The organism is Gimesia aquarii, assembly GCF_007748195.1.
Classification (GTDB): domain Bacteria; phylum Planctomycetota; class Planctomycetia; order Planctomycetales; family Planctomycetaceae; genus Gimesia; species Gimesia aquarii.
Map to the genome: position 1 here is coordinate 3,334,294 of NZ_CP037920.1, position 17,385 is coordinate 3,351,678.

At 44.5% G+C, this 17,385-nt stretch carries 7 protein-coding genes; 4 read left to right on the forward strand and 3 right to left on the reverse strand.

Annotated elements, in window-relative coordinates; translation table 11 throughout:
* Positions 1–21: 21 nt before the first annotated feature.
* Together V144x_RS13310 and V144x_RS13315 are read right to left on the reverse strand one after the other, a co-directional pair.
* Positions 22–1,029 (reverse strand): hypothetical protein, encoded by a 1,008-nt coding sequence (locus V144x_RS13310; RefSeq protein WP_144985644.1) that lies wholly within the window; start codon positions 1,027–1,029, stop codon positions 22–24.
* Between the two features lie 511 nt (positions 1,030–1,540).
* Positions 1,541–1,945 (reverse strand): MerR family transcriptional regulator, encoded by a 405-nt coding sequence (locus V144x_RS13315; RefSeq protein WP_144985645.1) that lies wholly within the window; start codon positions 1,943–1,945, stop codon positions 1,541–1,543.
* Between the two features lie 170 nt (positions 1,946–2,115).
* On the opposite strand from V144x_RS13315, the gene V144x_RS13320 reads away from it, so the two are divergent.
* The 4 genes from V144x_RS13320 to V144x_RS13335 all read left to right on the forward strand — a co-directional run bounded on the left by V144x_RS13320 (position 2,116) and on the right by V144x_RS13335 (position 9,458).
* Positions 2,116–3,336, forward strand: coding sequence for a mercuric transporter MerT family protein (locus V144x_RS13320; RefSeq protein WP_144985646.1), 1,221 nt, complete (start codon positions 2,116–2,118; stop codon positions 3,334–3,336).
* 920 nt (positions 3,337–4,256) lie between these two features.
* Positions 4,257–4,829 (forward strand): ECF-type sigma factor, encoded by a 573-nt coding sequence (locus V144x_RS13325; protein ID WP_144985647.1) that lies wholly within the window; start codon positions 4,257–4,259, stop codon positions 4,827–4,829.
* Between the two features lie 187 nt (positions 4,830–5,016).
* Positions 5,017–8,928: a serine/threonine protein kinase gene (locus tag V144x_RS13330; RefSeq protein WP_144985648.1), complete on the forward strand. Its 3,912-nt coding sequence runs from the start codon at positions 5,017–5,019 to the stop codon at positions 8,926–8,928.
* A gap of 110 nt (positions 8,929–9,038) precedes the next feature.
* Entirely contained in the window at positions 9,039–9,458 is a 420-nt protein-coding gene (locus tag V144x_RS13335) for a hypothetical protein (protein WP_144985649.1), read from the forward strand.
* Positions 9,459–9,751: 293 nt separating this feature from the next.
* Here the strand turns inward: V144x_RS13335 and V144x_RS13340 are convergent, their stop codons facing one another.
* Positions 9,752–17,272, reverse strand: a complete 7,521-nt coding sequence (locus V144x_RS13340; protein WP_197998912.1) for a choice-of-anchor Q domain-containing protein — start codon at positions 17,270–17,272, stop codon at positions 9,752–9,754.
* Between the last annotated feature and the right edge of the window lie 113 nt (positions 17,273–17,385).

Here is a 17,385-nt window from a genome sequence, read left to right on the forward strand (position 1 = left end):
ATTTTTGACACGCTCAGTAAATCAAAGATGGTCCACGACTTCAAGATCCAGAAATTCGCCTAATTGCTCGGCAGCGTGTCGTGGTTGGTCCGGGGATTCGTGAGCCCGGACATCGAAGCTCATGAGATTGATGCGATTTCCCATGAAGGAATCCTCGATCAGGTTGATCTCGTAACGCGTAGCACGTTCGGGGATCTCCTCTTTGCATAACTGAAGAGCAACGCAATCATCATACGGAATGGATTTCTCGTCGTGATTTGAATAGATAATACGGATCGCTTCATTATTTGTTTCGATGCGAACGGGATAGACATCGGCAGCGTGGTCAACAATGCTGCGGTCACGGCTGAACGCCTTTCGTTTGATTTCGGCTGCATTTTCGGCGACAACAGACAATCGGCTCTTGTATCGTCGCTCATGGCCGACTTCCCACGTCGCCAGGCGATCGACTCGCAGCGGCGAGCCGTCTGCCAGGGTGATCGCGGCTTGCGTGTAGTTGTGGCTGCCCTCGGCCAGGATTCGTGACAAGGCATCAAAGACCGGCAGTGCGTCCTCGCTTTTCAAAGTGTAGCCAAGATGGGCGACCTCCTGTGTTTCAACGTGACGCAACAAAATGATCTTAAATCCACCCCAAGTGCGATGTAGCTCGGTCTTGGCCCCTACCTGGTAATCGACGACAACACTTTGGCGATTCAGCACAAGACGCGTCGGCAACAGAAAGAAGCCATATCGAACGATCACCTCATCCGCGCCCGTCGGTATCAAAACGCTGCGGGGAAAGCACAGTTGGTGAATCACTGCCCAAAGAACCAACCCGCCGGGCAGGAGGGTCGCCGCCTTGGATTCCGTCATAAAAAACAAGAGCCCCGCAAAAAAAACACCACAACCAATAATGAACGCCAGACGCTCCAGTTTGGGGCGGACCTGCGTGCCTTCTGCCGTCAGCACGGCCTTGGGATCAAACATCAACGGTCGCTTGCGGGTTTTACGGACAAGTCGATTCCAGTCAGCATCGGACGGATGGTTCATATTGGATTCTTCACGCCTTTAATAACCGGGCCTCTGCTACTCCGACGAAGAGCGCACTTAAACAGGAATTCTACAGTCATGGTTGAAAAACCACATCACACTTCCACCTCCGATACTAACGGGGCAAAACTAGTCTCGGATCATTCATTTGTGAACAAGAGCGAAAAAAAACGGACGTTTTCGTTTGAGTCAGTGCGTTCAGGTGTGGTCGCGCTCAATCAGCTTCAAAACTGATCCAAGACAGGCCACGCGTAGTTTTAGTCTGCGAAACTCGTCATTTCACGGACACACCGTAAAACCACCCAATTTGCTGACACATCATATGAGGTAGAGGAAACTGTATTTGGTTAGCAGTGAAAAGAATCCCAAAATGGCTGCAAGGGATTTTCGTCGAAATGCTTTCGCGTAACTCATCATTTGCGGGACAGTCAACTCAAACGAACGATTTACGGGTTTACTGAAGTAGCATATCAATTACGAAAGGCGGGGCAGCGGTTTGCCACACACATCACTACGGGGTGTGCAGCTTTTCAACGACGTGGCAGCAATCAGTTCTCTTTTGTGTTAAACATTTCTCCAAAGCTGACTTCAACACTCGTCGAACGTGTTTCAAATCTTTGAGGCGTTTCTCGACATCTTCCAGCCGATCTTCAATCAATTCTTGGACACTACCACAGGTCGGTGCTTCACCCGATTCATCTGATAGCAGTGCTTTCACATCTTCGAGAGTAAAGCCAATGGATTGAGCCGACTTGATGAATTTGAGCTTTTGTAACGACTCGTCACCGTAGAGTCGATAGTTCCCCGCACTACGGTCTTCGGGCTGGATAAGACTGATTCGCTCATAGTAGCGAATAGTCGTTGTTGGGATATCGGCTTCTTTTGCCAATTGGCTGATTATAAATCGCTTGTTCATTCTGCCCTAATTCCTGCGACTTTTCCGTAAAAACAGCTAAGTATTATGATCTATAACAAAACATGTGAAACAGGCTTGACCTTACACTATAGTGCAAGGTCGATAATAAGTAATTAACAACGGCTTTGCAACAACATCTATCGTGCAGAACTTGGAAAAGAACAGCTAATATGGCTTCTGAAAAAACCATACAAAACCGAATTCAGTGTCCCTCCTGCGATAAAAAAGCAAAACGGGTCAGCGCCGTCACACTGGCATCTTTACTTAACAAGGAGTCTGCTCAATTGTTCCAAACAGATGGTCATGACTGTTGCGATTCAAACGAAGAAGGCTGCACACCAATTAATGGAGATACTGGTTGGCGATTTTGTGACTCAGAAGATTGCGATGTGGTCTATTTCTCTGAGGTAGAAGACACGGTATTTAACAAATCGCAACTAAATGTTTCAGTTGGTGTGAAAGAAACGACTGGTGAGCGTCCACTTTGTTATTGCTTTGGACATTCGGTTTCCAGCATTAAAGAAGAGCTAAATACTAAAGGGCATTCCGATGCCTCTGACGATATTCGTGCAAAGATGAAAAGCCCTGGTTGTCGATGTGAAACTGAAAACCCCTCTGGTTCGTGCTGTTTGGGAAGTGTTACTAAGGGAATTAAGATAGCACAGGATGAACTAGAAATGGATAACGCTGAGATAGATACTCCAGCCACCCCATCAGGCAATAAGGGTGAGAAGATTGCCAAAATTGGAACTATTGTTTCTGCAATCATGGCATCAAGTTGTTGTTGGTTGCCACTGTTGTTGTTGGCAGTAGGAGTCTCTGGAGCAGGCATTGCATCGACATTGGAAGCCTACCGACCGTTGTTAATCATGGTAACATTTAGTTTTCTCGGTGCAGCATTCTATTATACATATCGCCCCAAAAAAGCGGCTGCCAATGGTGGGCATGGTTGCTGTGCGACAGAGCCAGTAGGTGGAGAAGATTGTTGTGCTCCGGCGGCTAAAGGTAAATTCAATATAATGTCTCTCAATAATCTGATGCTGTGGGGCGTGACAGTCATGGCTCTCGTTTTCCTACTCTTCCCGAGATATGTCGGGATAATTATCGGCGGTGATGGAAAGGCTGTTTCTGAAAACATGAACAGTGCCGTTTTCAAAATTGAAGGCATGTCTTGTGAAGGTTGCACGGAAAGTGTTTCAAAAGCTATCAGTGGCGTAACTGGTGTAAGTAGCGTGAAGGTCGATTTCAAATCGGGCACTGCAACAGTGCAACATCTTTCATGCTGTAAACTTCCCACAGATGCTGTTTTATCCGCTGTGAAGAATGCGGGATTCAAAGGCAATGTCGTACGGAACCACATTGCGAAACCAAAACCTGATAGGAAGAAATAAACTGGCCTCAGCTTACGAATTTGGCTCTATTCATTCAACAGCTTTGTTTTCAGAGTTTTTGATCGTGACTGAAACTCGTAAGCCTTCCATAATCCTTTAAAACCACCATTTTAAAAGACACTGTCTAAAATAGTGACGGGGAAATTAAGGTTTCGTAAACAGTGCAAACTGATCGTCCTATAACAATTAACTTTCGAATTGCCAGCAGTGTCACATTTTCAGTTCGAGTTGCCGGGCGCTATTTCATATCATTTCTTCGGATTTCTTTAGCCAGATTGTTTTTGTAATCTTTGGCAAGTACTCCATCAGACATGGCTGAGATGTCCTTTTAGGTTGAGAGGTTTTGTGATGCTTCTGTCTCGCTGGTTTCTATTCATGGTTTCATTTCGAATCATGTTAAATCATACAGGACGGCGGGAGATAGACAAGAGAAACTTTTGCGCAGTTTTGTCTGAGATGTGGTATGAAATTGATATTTTGTCTCGCCTACGTTGCCGGAAAGCATGCTCAAAGGGAGCGAGTCATTACGAATGTGTTCTCAATTTGCAGGTGAAGATGTGGAAAAAACAGGCGTTTTTGTGGTGTGGAAATCCTCAGTGTTCACGATGAGCACCTGCTGGAAAAATTCTCCTCGCGCGCGCGACGCAGATCAGCTAGTTTCAAAAATGGTATGACGGTGTCAAGTTCAAAAAATACACTTGGATTCAAAGTGAAAATGGTTGTTCGAAGGTTACTGAAATTGTCAAGACTTTTTGATTGGGAGACTTTTGGATACTGTTTATGAATCAGTTTCTTCCGAACACAATGGAAATAAAAAGATTTAAACCGCTTCTGAGTCCGGTTAGACTGAAGTGTGGTATAAAATCAGAGTTGATTACACAGGAATCAATAAGCTTAAACTCGACTATGAGAACTTTATTATGCAGGAAGTCACACAAATTTTGAAAGCGCTGGAAGCGGGTGATGTGGCTGCTACCGATCAACTGCTGCCGATTGTGTATGCGGAGTTGAGGAAACTGGCGGGGAATAAAATCTCTCAGGAAGCACCGGGGCAAACACTGACGGCAACAGCGCTGGTGCATGAGGCCTATTTACGGTTGGTGGGGAAGGAAGAGGAGCCGCAGTGGGATCATCGGGGGCATTTCTTCGCGGCGGCTGCGGAATCGATGCGGCGGATCCTGATCGAAAACGCACGACGCAAAAAAAGACAGAAACATGGTGGCGAACTGGATCGTGTTGAGCTTCCTGAGATTGCGGTGCCCGCTCAGAAACAGTTCGATGATCTGTTGGCACTGGATGACGCTTTGACTCAATTTGCGAAGGAAAGTCCTGAGAAAGCCGAGTTGGTGAAGCTGAGATACTTCGCTGGATTAAGTGAACAGGAAGCCGCGGAGGTATTGGGAATTTCCCGTGCGACGGCCGCTCGTCACTGGGCTTATTCTCGTGCCTGGTTATTTAGCCAGATTAATTCCGATTTAAATCAAACCGAATAATTATAAGGACTTACAGATAATAAGGAGAACATGACGAAAACCAATCTTCAAAAAATTTTGTTTTTTGAAAGAAACTGTGAGGCGCGCCATATGACAAAATCGCATGGTTGAATAGTCGGGGAACAATGACTGTTCCCATTTAAAATCTTTACCTGGTGGGGCGACCCATCCTGAAGAAAACAAAATCATGTCCGACCCTGAAATACCAGAAAATCCTGAGCCGGAACCAACACGTGAGAATGTGAATCCTCAATCAGTAGAGGGTCTGTTTCTGCAGGCATTGGAAAAGAAAACTCCAGCGGAACGTGCACAATTTCTGGATGAGATGTGCGGTGATAACATGGAACAACGCCGTCGTGTTGAGGCACTGTTATTGGCATATGACGATGCGGGCAGCTTTCTGGAAAAATCCCCCATTGGATCAAGTGAACCACAGCCCGTTTCTCTTGAGTTTCTAACACCCTCCGATAATCCAGAATTGTTGGGGACACTGGGAGAGTACGATATCTATGAAGTGATCGGGCAGGGGGGGATGGGGATTGTCTTTCGTGCGCTCGATCCGAAATTAAATCGTATCGTTGCCATTAAAGTGATGTCACCACTTTTGGCGATTAACCCCAATGCGCGGAAACGATTTTTACGGGAAGCCCAGGCGGCTGCTGCCGTCAGTCATCCGCATATTGTCACGATTCATGCCGTTGACGAAGACAAATTACCGTATCTCGTGATGGAGTATGTCGTTGGCCAGTCGTTGCAGGAAAAACTTGATAAAGTCGGTTCTCTGAAAGTGACAGAAATCCTGCGGATTGGAAATCAGATTGCCGAGGGACTTGCCGCCGCTCATAAACAGGGATTGATTCACCGCGATATCAAGCCGGCGAATATTCTGCTGGAAAACGGTGTGGAGCGGGTTAAGATCACCGACTTTGGTTTGGCGCGAGCCGTCGATGATGTGACGATCACGAAGACCGGCGAAGTCTCAGGCACTCCCCAGTATATGTCTCCTGAGCAGACAACGGGAGAACGCGTAGACCAGCGCAGTGACCTGTTCAGCCTGGGTGCGGTGATGTATGCGATGTGTACCGGACGTTCGCCTTTTCGAGCGAGCAATCTGGCTGCTGTGGTGCGACGGGTTTGTGATGATACGCCACGTCGCATTCAGGAAGTCAATGAAGAGATTCCACCCTGGTTAATTGAGATCATTGATTGTCTGCTGGAAAAACGACCGGAAGATCGATTTCAAACAGCGCAAGAGGTCGCTGAATTATTGGGAACGCATTTAGCGATTGTGCAGCAGCCTGGAAAAGTACCGGCGATCGATGAGAGACCGCGAGAAACTCACAGGCAAGGCACTGAAGCACGACACACTGAAACTCAGTCGATCAAAGAAAGTGACCCACGTGCCTTCTATCCTGTTGCCCACGCGGTGATGTTCCTGGGGGGGATGGTTGCATTTTCGGAAGCACATGCACCACTTTCGTTTCCAATCAGTGCGGGGTGTGGAGTCTTTCTGGGGCTGTTGATTGCATTAGTCGTCTACGAGGCAGAACGCCGTCACGCGCAACCATTTGCCGCATTACGCATGTCTGATGTACTCTCAATGCCGATTGCCTTTGCAGGTGGTACGCTCTTGATGCAAATACTGTTCTATCTTGAATTTCTTCCCAGCATTCCCAGACCACTTCTATATCTCCTGTTTCTGTTGGGGATCCCTTTGTATTTTGTCTGGATTCTCATTAAACAGCAGGGGCATGCGGATCGAGACTTTCAGTCGAATTCGAACCAGCGACAAGGCCAATGGGTAGATCGTCTGGCAGTCTGGGCAGGTGCGTTGATGTTACTGACCCCGATCTTCATCGGGTTGTTTGGAATCGCTACAGGACGGCATTTTGCTGGAAACGTTCCAGAAATGATACTGGTGTCGCTGTTGTTCTTTGGTCCTGTGGGATTGTTAGTCCTGGTTTGTGGTGCACAAAATATCGTTCAGCCAAATTCAACTACTGCGAAAATTTTGGATGGATTATTTTTGTTGGCGTGTTTCTGTTTGGGGCCTTTGGGTATTCTGCTTTACATTGCACGCTACATCAAACGACGCGACGCGCGGGAACAAGAAAAGTCCGAGCCAACGCCGGTTAGCCCCCACCAAGATCCGATTACTGCAGAGCATAAACGCTCCAACAAACGAATTATTGTAGGAGTGATCTTAGGTGTCATCACTCTTCCGTTACTGTTTTTGTTTGCTCTTGCATTCAGACATATGAATCCCACTGAGAAATCCTGGGTCGTGAACTGGGGACTGATGACAGTTGTTGTCTGCGGGATGTTTGGAGCAATGTACTACATTAAACGGAAAGGCGTTTTGGATGCTTTGAGTAATCCATGGAAATTGATTGGCTGGCTGGTTCTTTCTGTCATGTTATTGATTCCCAGCCTGTTTGCAGTTTCATTGCTCGTGCCAATGTTAGCGAGAACGCCCGGCAGTAATGAAGTTGTGATTAACTACGATCCTGATTATCCCATTACCAAAATTATGACCGAAACAGGCAAGGCATATGATGTGTATTCCAAACCGTTTACTCTGAAGTTGACGCCGGGAAGTCATGTCTTACAAATTTCATATAACGCTAATAACTTGATACACCGATTTACAAAAAAGATAAAGAAAGAAGCCGGTAAACAACTGAAGATCGACCTGAGCACAGAGATTAAACGATTGTATGATGCCAATGTAAATCAGCGAGCTTCGGTGGATATGGAGGAGGCAGGGGAGGCTGATATGGATGGATCCTTGTTTTCCGATGACTCAAAAGCTGTGTCAGCAGAACGGAAAAAAAATCTGGGAGCGATTTTACTTAGTGGGCAGGAGCCTGGCTTACGGGCAGGGATATTTCCCGTTAATCCATTCCAGGCCAAACCTGAAGACGGTGTGTTTGGTTTTGCTGACCGGTTTTTTACTTTTGAGTCATTAACGCATGAGGTCCCCGCCGGGAAGTACTTCATACGGGTTTCCAGTAATTATGCTGGTTGGGAAATTGATGACGGAACGCCAAAGTATGATCTGACTGAGATCGAGGTGAAGCCGGGGACCATTGTTCCAGTGACGATTCAACGTGATTTCACGAAATTGGTGGAGAGTCACCCGGACTGGTCAAAGGGAGGACTGTTTAAGTTTCATTGGCCTGTTCCCGAGATGGGAGCATATTTTATGGTTTATACGCTGACACTACCGCAGGCGGAGGTCGTGCAGGAGTTGTTAGCTGCGTTTGTTGCAGGAAAGCCTAGTGTACATGAATTAGAATTAATGGAGACTGCGAACAAACATATCATAACGAAAAGTTATGCGTCGATGAAGAACCTGTTTAATAACGGGAAACATCCTGCCTGGAAAAAATTAATTGTGTCTGGCGAGGGAGAGAATACCTGGCGGTTAATCGCACCAGAGTCAGAGTTGAAGAATACACGAGACAATAAACCGAATAACGGAACAATTTTGCTTAAGATGCAGGATACAGGCCTGCGGGCGAGTCTCTTAACTACTACTGATTCAAGTTTGACTCGGAAAACCGATTATGGAATTTATTTCCCTGATCCAGATATGACATTCAAAGTTCCTGCGGGAATGTACCTCATTGAAGTCACAAGTGATGATGCTGGCTGGGTAGTTGATGATAGTGCCTCTCAATACCTTCATTCAAACATCAAGGTGAAGCCAGGAGTGCTTGATATTGTTGCGATCTCGCGCGATTATCAGAAACTGGCGGAGAATCATCCTGACTGGACGCAGAGTGATGTGTTTGAGTTTAGCTGGCCGCTTCAGGTCAAGTCTGATTGGCCCGTACCTTCTGTATCAGGTCCTCCAAAAAACTACCAACTTTCAAGACCGCAGGCAAAAGTGGTCCAACAATTATTTACCGCATATGCCGAAGGCAAACCAGACGTTAATGAAAAAATATTATTGGAAAAAGCAAACGAAGATTTAAAAAAGGAAACATACAAATCACTGAAAGAGTTATTTGACAAGGGAGAACATACTGCCTGGGGAACCTTGATTGTACCTGGTAAGGAAAAGAATACTTATCGGTTAAGAGAACCGAAATAAAAACACTGAATATAAATAGATTCAATCGCTCCACAGAAAGTCTTTTTAGTCTCATATAAAGTGTCATGTCGGTAGAAAATAATGACTGATAGGAACACTAGAAGTAGGAAATGTCGATCATGCGAGACCTGCTTACAACGATATCTTCGATTATTGTGATTTTGTTTTGTTTGTCACTTTTGTTTGTAAGTGAGGAGATTGAAACAGATCAACAATATAAGGAAGAGATTTCGAATCAGAACGCGAGTCATCAAATTTCACAGCCGCCTGATAACAAATCAATCGTGTTTAATAGAGTTCAGTCTGTGGAACTGGAACACGGGATTTTAAAGTTTTCAACGTTCGAGAATGAAACATTCAAGGAGCATTTTTTCAAGATTCGTGATAAGAACGTCATATTTACGAGAGAAGCAGACGGTGGTATGCCTTTGCATTCCATCAAATTTGTAGACAGCGGTTGTAATACTTTGTTGGTAACGATACCACCTTCGTTTGAGGTCGACATCATGAAAGATTTGATCTCAAATTAAAACGAACCCGCCAGGAATTACCGAGGCGGGTTCACACATCATTTGTCAATAAAATGATCTTCTGCGATCTGAACCGATCAGAGGCGTACCTCTTACTTCACAGGCTCACGGTCTCGAAGAGAGGGAAGATCATTTACAAAATTTTGATGCGGCATTACATACCCCCTTTCCATTTATCTAAAGAAAAATGAGACTTTCCTTAGTCTCTGTGACACATCTCATTTAGAATGGTTCGGAGAAAAAATTCGAATTCAAAAAAACTGCGAAATGTTGATGGTGCGATTCTAAAGCGATTAGAATGCGATGAGGCTTGAACTCTCTTTGAGGGATGTGAAGAACTCGTCTGTTTCAGAATCTGATTGTAAAACGTGTTCATCCGCAAAGTGCGGAAGCTTACGAATGCCAGGAGCCAGGGTTTCCTCCATCACTCCTTCGTTTTCATGTTCGTATCCCAACAGGTGGCCGAGTTCGTGCATGATGACGGACCAGAGATCCACTCGACCAGCGGCATCACTGTCGGGCAGGGCAATGAGGGATAAGTGACTTGACTGTTCGAACTCACTATGATCACCAGGTGTGTCATCAATAAACCATCCATATCCAGCCGCATTAACATCGATGTAAATTGTACCGGTAACGGCGCGACCTAATGTGTTCCCCGTAAGGTCAACGATTTCAATGTCGATATTTTCGAGTGTTTCGTTTTGGCTTGGAGTAAGCTGAGGACTCACATATTCAACAACACCGTCCAATACTGAGTCGGCAGCAGACTGTGAAAGAGAAACTGGTGAGGTTTGCGGTTCAGCCTGAGACGTATCGGCAATCAGTAGATTGTTCCAGGCTTCAGGGAAATTCTGGGAATACACGATCGTAGATTGATTTGATTTCCGCTTGCCATAGTTACTGGCAAACAAGATCAAGTCTTTAAAGTTGACTCGATCACTTTGATTCAAATCAGCAAACCAGGAATAATTTGAATTCGATTCGCTGGGTATCGTATTGTAGGCACTGGCAAATAACATCAGATCTCGGAAATTAATAGCGTCGTCATCGTTTAAATCATAGGGGTTCGCGTAGATTTTTGTTTCAGGTGATGGACCATGAATCTCTTCGCTGGGAGCGCCTCCTACAAAAATGACTTCTGGTTGTCCGATTGAAAAATCAGGACTTTGCGGGTTTAGACTCTGGACTTGCAAGTCCAGGTCGATTGAATCGTCATTGGTTGACTCAAATCTGATGCGGGCAAAGAGTACATGTTGATCATCTCCTGCATCAGTCAGACTTGTCTCCGCTGTTAAGTCCTCAATCGTTCCTGTTAGATCATTGATAGTTCCTGTTTGATTCAATGTGAACGCGGCACCATATTCAATGCTGGTGGCGGTTGTGATCTCAGTGTTATAGGTCAAGTTAAGATTCGCTGACAGAATTCCTAAATCTCCTGTGGATGGTTTATTGATCCAGATTTCTAACCAGTAACCACTCCATTCATCTAGCCAGCCAAGATTTTCAGGAAGTGCACTGGATTCTCCATTGCTCTGTGTAGAAGTCTTTGATTTAACAACTCGTAAATCAATCTGAGTGAAAGGCGTTTGAACTTCATAAGCACCGATATCAATTGTACCATCAATAATACGATCAAAACCTGTACCACGTTGATCATTATTTAATCCTGCAAGAATAGCGGCTGAATTGTCTCCTGCATTAATCGCAAGACTTCCTATTAGTAATGCATGTGTCTGGGTAAGACCTCCATTGTTGCTCAGAACTGGATCAAGTAAGCCTTCAATGTTGTGTTGTATAATACTAGTATTGTTCGCAAAATTGCCGAAGATCTGTGAATCCAGACCTGCAGTATTCCCAGCAACGATGCTGTTTGTAATCGTCGGTGTCACCAAGTGGCTATAAATCCCGCCACCCTTGCTTGTCGCTGAGTTCAGAACGATGGTAGTGTTAATGATTGTCAGCGGTAACGTGCTTATGGAGTAAAGTCCACCACCCAAAATAGATGAACTGTTTCCAGAAAGAGTAGTGTTGATGGTGGTTGTCGTACCGGTTGAGCTATTATAAACAGCACCTCCTGATGAACCAGATGTATTTTCTGTGAGCGTACTTCTGAGAATTGAGAGCGTCCCCCCGTTTCCGATTCCACCACCGTTCGCTGTTGCTGTGTTTTTACTAAACGTACTATCTTCAACAGCCAAAGTAGCCAAAGAATTGAAAACTCCGCCACCACTAAACATGGAAGAGTTTTCAGTAAAGGTACTCTCAGAGATCGACACGATACCATTTAGAATATTGATGCCCCCACCAAAAAACTTTGCAGAGTTCTTCGAGAATTGACTGTGCATAATTATGGCTTCATAAATTTCCGTATGATTAGGGTTTATGGAGTGATAGATTCCTCCTCCATCATCGGTCGTTGCTTCATTTTCAGTAAAGGTTCCGTCTACTACAGCCATAGAGCCATTAATGTTATAGATTCCGCCACCATATTTTGCAGAATTTTGGACGAAAGTAGAGTTGGATACGAGATGAGTATCGCTTATAGAGTTAAAGATTCCTCCTCCATATGTTGTTGCCGTGTTACCAGAAAAGAGACTGTTGGTAACAGTCAACGAACCAGAGCTGCTATAAATTCCTCCACCTAAACCAATTTGATTAGGGTTACCAACAAGATTATCTGAAAAAGTTGAGCCTTCGACTGTTAGTAAGCCGTCACTATTATAAATTCCGCCTCCATAAGATGAACGATTTTCTGTGATGGTGGAGTTGGTAACAGATAACTCTCCCTCGTTTGTATAAATTCCTCCCCCATGAATTCGCCCCTCATTTTTGGTGATAGTGGAGTCAATAATTGAAAGAGTCTCTGAATTCCGAACCGCGCCACCTTGATCTGAATATCCATTGGTCAAATTAAGACCACTGAGTTCAACTAAGATTGATGTATTGGAATTTCCGTTATCAATGTCAAAAATGCGGCTGTTTTTATTTCCATCAATAGTAAGTTGATCTGCTCCTAAGCCGATAATCGTCAGGTTATCAGAGATTGACATTTCACTCTCAAGAACAATTGTCTGACCGGTAAGCGTGGCATCGAAGGAAATGACGTCTGCACCGGCATTGGAATTTGCCAATTTGATTGCTTCTCGTAGTGACAATTGTCCGTCAGAATAATCTCCATCATCTAGGTCAGAATTGGTATCAACGAGAAAGTGTAATGGATTGGCTTCAAACGCGCCAATATCCACAGTGCCATCAAGAAGCCTCGCAAAACCAGTTCCACGTTGATCTGTTGTGAGTCCTGCATTCGTAGCTGCTGAATTATTACCTGCATTAATCGCAGCACTACCAGCTAGTAATGCGTGGGTTTTGGTGGGGCCGCCATGATCTTTCAAAACTGGGTCCAGTAATCCGGTAATACTTGACGAGATGATATTATTCTGACCTGAATAACTACCGTCGACTTGAGCAGCCGAGCTACCGGATGTATTACCTGCAACAATACTATTCCTAAGCGTGAAGTTGGGTATGGCCTGGAGTGAATAAATACCACCTCCAGAAAAAGTATTTGCTTTATTTCCCACGACTGTACTGTTAACGACAGAGAAATCTGTAATACCGATTAAAAAGATCGCTCCTCCCGAGAAATTACTCATATTTTCCGAAAAAGTGGAGTTATAAATGGTTAATTTCTCTGCTCCCAGATTATAGAGCGCACCACCATTGAAGGTGGTGGTATTTTCTGCAAATGTTGAACCGGAAATAAATAGCGTTCCCCTATTATCAATCGCTCCACCATTAGAAGTGGTATGGTTTTTGATAAACGAACTGTCATAAATACTCAAGTTTCCAGATTCATTATTGATTGCTCCACCGCCGAAATTGTGTGATGCATTATTGGAAAAAATACTGTTTTGGATGATGATAGGTGCACTTCGATTATAGATCGCTCCACCTGAACCAGAGTTGTTCAAATCGAATGTTGAATATGAAACGGAAAGGCTAGACGCCGAATTGGAATAGATTGCACCACCAGAAGAAGATGCTTCGTTTCCAATGAATTCGGTCTGGGTTACTGTCAGTGTGCCAAAATTTTGATAGATCCCACCACCGTGTCCCTCTAGATTTCCTTCCCCCACTTTGTTCTCTTGAAGGCGTGAATTGTCTACCGACAGAATCCCACGATCATTGTAAATCGCAGCCCCTTGTTGAGTAGCGGTATTTCGACTCAGTGTGGAATCGATAACCGAGAGCGATTCTGAATTATAAATTGCTCCTCCCGTAGCCGCCGATCCATTGGTCAGTGTCAGGCCACGAATCTCAACATCGATTTTTGTGCCTGTTCTACTGTCGTCTATGTTAAAAATGCGACTGTTAGCATTGCCATTTATTGTGAGTTGGCTCGCTCCCAATCCCGTAATCGTTAGGTCATCAGTAATCAATAACTCATCCAAGAGAACAATAGTCTGACCAGAAAAACTGTTATCGAAGGAAATGGTGTCTGAGCCGGTATTGGAATTTGCCAGTTTGATCGCTTCCCGTAGTGAGAGCTGACCAAGGGAATAATCGCCATCGTCGAGATCAGAATTCGAATCAACAAGAAGATGTACTGGCTCAGGTACAATGAAGCCTTCAAATGCGCCGATGTCTACAGTGCCGTCAATAATTCTTGGAAAGCCGATTCCACGTTGATCTAAAGCAAGTCCTATATCCGTAGCCGCTGAATTATTACCGGCATTAATCGCAGCGCTACCAGCTAGTAAGGCGTGTATTTTGGTGGAACCACCATGATCTTTCAGAACCGGGTCCAGTAATCCGGAAATACTTGATGAAATGATATTATTCTGTCCCGAATAACTGCCATCGATCTGTGCAGCCGAGTTACCCGATGAATTACCAGCAACAATACTGTTTCTAAGCGTGAAGTCGGGTATGGCCTGGAGTGAATAAATGCCACCTCCAGAAAAAGTAGTTGCTTTATTTCCAACAATAGTACTGTTAACCACAGAGAATACTGAACTGCCGAGTAAATAAATCGCTCCTCCCGAGAAGTGGCTCGTATTTTCGGAGAAGGTAGAGTTATAAATGGTTACTTTCTCTGCTCCCAGATTATAGAGTGCACCACCATTGAAAGTGGTGGTATTTTCTGCAAATGTTGAACCAGAAACAAACAGCGTTCCATTATTATCAATCGCTCCACCGTTAAGAGTGGTATGATTCTTAATAAACGAACTGTCATAAATACTCAAGCTGCCAGTTTCATTCTTGATTGCTCCACCGTCGAGACTATTGGAAAAAAAACTGTTTTGGACAATTAATTGTGTACCTGAATTTCTAATCGCCCCACCTGACCTAGCATTGTTCAAATCGAATGTTGAATTTGAAACGGAAAAGCTAGACGCCCAGCTGGAATTGATTGCACCACCAGAAGAAGATGCTTCGTTTCCAATGAACTCGGTCTGGGTTACTGTCAGTGTGCCAAAAATTTGATATATCCCACCACCTTGTCCCTCAAGATTTCCTTCCCCCACTTTGTTCTCTTGAAGGCGTGAATTGTCAACCGACAGAATCCCACGATCATTGTAAATCGCAGCCCCTTGTTGAGTAGCGGTATTTCGACTCAGTGTGGAATCGATAACAGAGAGCGATTCTAAATTATAAATTGCTCCTCCCGTAGCCGCAGATCCATTGGTCAGCGTCAGGCCACGAATCTCAACATCGATCATTGTGGCTGGTCTACTATCGTCTATTTTAAAAATGCGACTGTTGGTATTGCCGTTTATTGTGAGTTGGCTCGCTCCCAATCCCGTAATTGTCAGGTCATCAGTAATCTGTAGTTCATCCAAGAGAACAATGGTCTGACCCGTGAGGCTGTTGTTGAAGGAAATGGTGTCTGCGCCGAGATTAGAATTTGCCAGTTTGATCGCTTCCCGTAGTGAGAGCTGACCGAGGGAATAATCGCCATCGTCGAAATCGGAATTTGAATCAACAAGAAGATGTAAAGGTTCAGGTACAATGAAGCCTTCAAATGCGCCGATGTCTACAGTGCCGTCAATAATTCTTGGAAAACCGGTTCCACGTTGATCTGTGGAAAGTCCTATACTGGTGGCTGCTAAATTATTACCAGCATTAATCGCAGCACTACCAGCTAGTAAGGCGTGTGTTTGGGTGGGGCCACCATTATCATTCAAAACCCGGTGCAGTAATCCGGAAATACTTGATGAAATGATATTATTCTGTCCTGAATAACTGCCATCGATTTGAGCAGGCGAGAAGCTGGGGCCGGATCTATTTCCTGCAACAATACTATTCCTAAGTGTGAAGTTGGGTGTACTTTGGAATGAATAAATGCCACCCCCGGTAAAAGTAGTGGTTCCATTTCCAACGATCGTACTATTAATAACAGAGAAATCTGTATTACCAAATAAATCGATCGCTCCACCATTGAATCTAGCCTTATTTTCGGAGAAGGTGGAGTTATAAATAGTTACTTTATCAGCTCCCGAATTACTTAGTGCACCACCACTGACGTTGGCGGTATTTTTAAAAAATGTTGAACTGGAAATAAACAGCGTTCCACTATTGTCGATTGCCCCGCCGTCGGACCCACTGTTGGGAGCAGTATGATTCTTGATAAAGGAGCTGTCATAAATGCTCAATTTTCCAGTATCATTCTTGATTGCTCCACCATCGGATTTTGTCATATTTTCGGTGAAGGTACTGGCTGTCACAGTCATTTTACTTTGCTGAATATAGATTGCACCACCAGACCATCTGGAATAGTTGTTTGTGAACCGGCTGTTACTAATTGAGTCTTCATCATCTGTGGTATTAATTAACACTGATCTATGATAGATCGCCCCACCTGAAAGAGAGTTGTTCGAATCGAAAGCCGAATATGAAACGGAAAAGCTAGACACAAAGGTAGTATAGATTGCACCACCGAAAGAAGAGGCTTCGTTTCCAATGAACTCTGTCTGGGTTACTGTCAGTGTGCCATCTATTTGATATATCCCACCACCTGAACCATGAATAGCCTTGTTCGAATCAAAAGTCGAATTTGAAACGGATAAGCTAGACGCCGAGTTGGAATAGATTCCCCCACCGGAAGAAGATGCTTCGTTTTCAATGAACTCTGACTGGGTTATTATCAGTGTGCCATGATATTGATATATCGCACCACCTTGCCCCTGAACAACCTTGTTCTCTTGAAAACGTGAATTGTCTACCGACAGAATCCCATCACTGTTGTAAATCGCTGCCCCTCCTTGAGTAGCGGCATTTTTGCTCAGTATGGAATCGACAATGGAGAGCGATTCTGAACTATAAATCGCTCCTCCTTGTTCTGCAGATCCATTCGTCAGTGTAAGACCACGAATCTCAACATCGATCGTAGTAGTTGTACTACTATCGTCTATGTTAAAAATGCGGTTGTTAGCATTGCCATCTATTATCAGTTGGTCTGAACCAAGACCGGTGATGGTCAGGTCATCGGAAATTACGAGTTCATTCGAGAGTACTATACTTTGACCTGCGAGACTGACATCGAAAGTAATTGTGTCTGCGCCTACGTTAGCATTTGCCAACTCAATTGCTTCTCTAAGACTGCCTGTTCCAGAATCGTTAGTATTCACAACTGTGAATGCTGTTAATAGCGTACGATCTTCCAATGATTCTGTAACGAACTTGGAAACAGAAGTCTGCGCGAACGGTGCTTGAACACTGCGATTTTGCTTTCGACATGTTCTGCGGTTTCTGGAGTGAGGGGTGCGGAGCTTGTACTTCAATGAAGAAAGCCAATGGAATCGATACATATGAGAAAAATCCGGTTGGGGATCAGGTAGGCGACATTTAAATGAGGTCAGTTTATGCTTGTGTATACTAGCATAAGAGGAAACAAATACAATGAATGTTTCATTAAGAATGC

What these genes read in the sequence shown, in the direction of transcription:
- V144x_RS13310 (WP_144985644.1), bottom strand. Translation starts at nt 1,029, where the DNA reads ATGAACCATCCGTCCGATGCTGACTGGAATCGACTTGTCCGTAAAACC.
- V144x_RS13315 (WP_144985645.1), bottom strand. Translation starts at nt 1,945, where the DNA reads ATGAACAAGCGATTTATAATCAGCCAATTGGCAAAAGAAGCCGATATC.
- V144x_RS13320 (WP_144985646.1), top strand. Translation starts at nt 2,116, where the DNA reads ATGGCTTCTGAAAAAACCATACAAAACCGAATTCAGTGTCCCTCCTGC.
- V144x_RS13325 (WP_144985647.1), top strand. Translation starts at nt 4,257, where the DNA reads ATGCAGGAAGTCACACAAATTTTGAAAGCGCTGGAAGCGGGTGATGTG.
- V144x_RS13330 (WP_144985648.1), top strand. Translation starts at nt 5,017, where the DNA reads ATGTCCGACCCTGAAATACCAGAAAATCCTGAGCCGGAACCAACACGT.
- V144x_RS13335 (WP_144985649.1), top strand. Translation starts at nt 9,039, where the DNA reads ATGTCGATCATGCGAGACCTGCTTACAACGATATCTTCGATTATTGTG.
- V144x_RS13340 (WP_197998912.1), bottom strand. Translation starts at nt 17,272, where the DNA reads ATGTATCGATTCCATTGGCTTTCTTCATTGAAGTACAAGCTCCGCACC.